Genomic DNA, 1,804 nt, shown 5'->3' with positions numbered 1-1,804 from the left:
GCGGGGAGTCCGAGAGCGGCGGCGCCCGCGCGGACGGCGACGTCGCCCGGCAGGAAGACGTCAGGGTCGGCGAGCACGCGCATGCGCACGTAGTCGGCGGTCCACGGTCCGATGCCGGGCATCGCGAGCAGGGCCGCCCGCTGCTCGACGGCGTCGTCGCCCGGGGTGAGGGTGAGCGTGCCGTCGGCGAGGGCGGCGGCAGCTCCCGTGATGGCACGGATGCGGGCGGCTGGGCCGCGCAGCACCTCTCCCCCGTGCTCGGCGATCGCGGACATCGTCGGGAACAGCCGGACGGGCGCGGGCGCATGCACCGTGTCGGCCTCCTCCCCTCCAGGTGCCGGCGCGTGCGTCCCGGAGAGCATGCCCGCGAAGGCGGGCACCTCCTCGCCGAGCGCCGCGGTCAGGGCGGTGAGCGCGGTGCGGGCGGCGACGACGGTGATCTGCTGGCCCACCATGGCCCGGATGAGCATCTCGTGCGGATCGGCGGCCCCCGGAACGCGGATGCCCGGCAGAGCCGCGACGAGCGGAGCGAGCTGCGGATGCCGCGCCAGCGAGTCGTCGACGGCGACCGGGTCGGCGTCGAGGTCGAACAGACGCCGGGCGCGCGTGACGAGGGTCGACAGATCGGCGAGGTTCGTCAGTGCCGCGCGCAGGCGCACACGGCCGAGGTCGTCGAGGCGGAGCTCGAACCATGCCGGCCCGTGGGGAAGACGGAGCGCGCGGGCGAACGTCGAGTCGGTGGCGGCCTCGGCGCCCGGCACGGCGCGGGCGCCCATCCAGGCGAAGAGCCCCGCGGCATCGAGCGCGCCGCGGTGCGGGAGTGCCAGGTCGATCGTGACGCCGGGCGCGCCCAGCGGGGATGCAGCGGCCTGCCGTTCGCCGGGCCGCGACAGCCGGCGCCGAGCGCGGAGCTCGAGCGGCGGCATCCCGAAGACCTCACGGATGGTGTCGTTGAACTGGCGCACGCTCGCGAAGCCCGACGAGAAGGCGACGTCGGCGGCCGGCAGGTCGGTGCCCACGAGCAGCATGCGGGCCGTCTGCGCCCGGTGCGCACGGCTGAGTGCCAGCGGTCCGGCGCCGAGCTCGGCGGTGAGGAGCCGCGTCAGGTGCCGCGGGGAGTAGCCGAGCCGTCGCGCGAGCCCGGGGACGCCCTCGCGCTCGACGACACCGTCGGCGATGAGGCGCATGGCGCGGCCGGCGGTGTCGCCCCGGAGATTCCACTGGGGCGAGCCCGGCGCAGCTTCCGGCAGGCAGCGCTTGCACGCGCGGTAGCCCGCCTCGTGGGCGGCGGCGCTCGTCGGATAGAAGGTCACGTTCGACGGCTTGGGGGTGCGGGCGGGGCAGCTCGGCCGGCAGTAGATGCCCGTGGAGCGCACCGCCGTGACGAACTGGCCGTCGAAGCGCGCATCGCGCGAGTCGATCGCGCGGTAGCGCTCGTCGAATGACATGGCGCCGAGACGCGGGCCGGGTGTCATGGTGAGGCTCATGCCCCTAGCCTGACACGCTCCCCCGACAGCCGCTCGCGGAAATCGGACATGGCTGTGCGGCGTGTCCGAAGCGGCCGGGACCGCACATCCATCGTCGCGGTGGCTCCGAAACGGCCTGACCGGAGGCCGCTGTGCGCGGCGCTCCGGTCAGGCTCTCGAGCTGGGTGACGTGAGGATGGTTCAGCCGCCGGCGAGCTGCTGGTCGAGGTCCTGGATCGCACGCATCATGCCGAGCAGCGACTCCGACATGTCGTTGATGCCGTCCACCGCACCCTTCAGACCCGTCGTCAGCTCCGTGTAACCCTCACCGAACTTGC

Annotated in this window: 1 protein-coding gene; it reads right to left on the bottom strand. The window is 74.3% G+C overall.

Annotated elements, in window-relative coordinates; translation table 11 throughout:
- The coding region (locus tag VIP82_RS11735; RefSeq protein ID WP_331908746.1) for an Ada metal-binding domain-containing protein at positions 1 to 1,487 on the bottom strand (1,487 nt) is incomplete at its 3' end.
- Positions 1,488 to 1,804: the final 317 nt, after the last annotated feature.

The sequence above is a fragment of the Microbacterium sp. genome (assembly GCF_036566905.1).
Taxonomy (GTDB): domain Bacteria; phylum Actinomycetota; class Actinomycetes; order Actinomycetales; family Microbacteriaceae; genus Microbacterium.
Note: the sequence above shows the minus strand (reverse complement) of the source record. Positions and strands in the feature narration are given on the sequence as shown.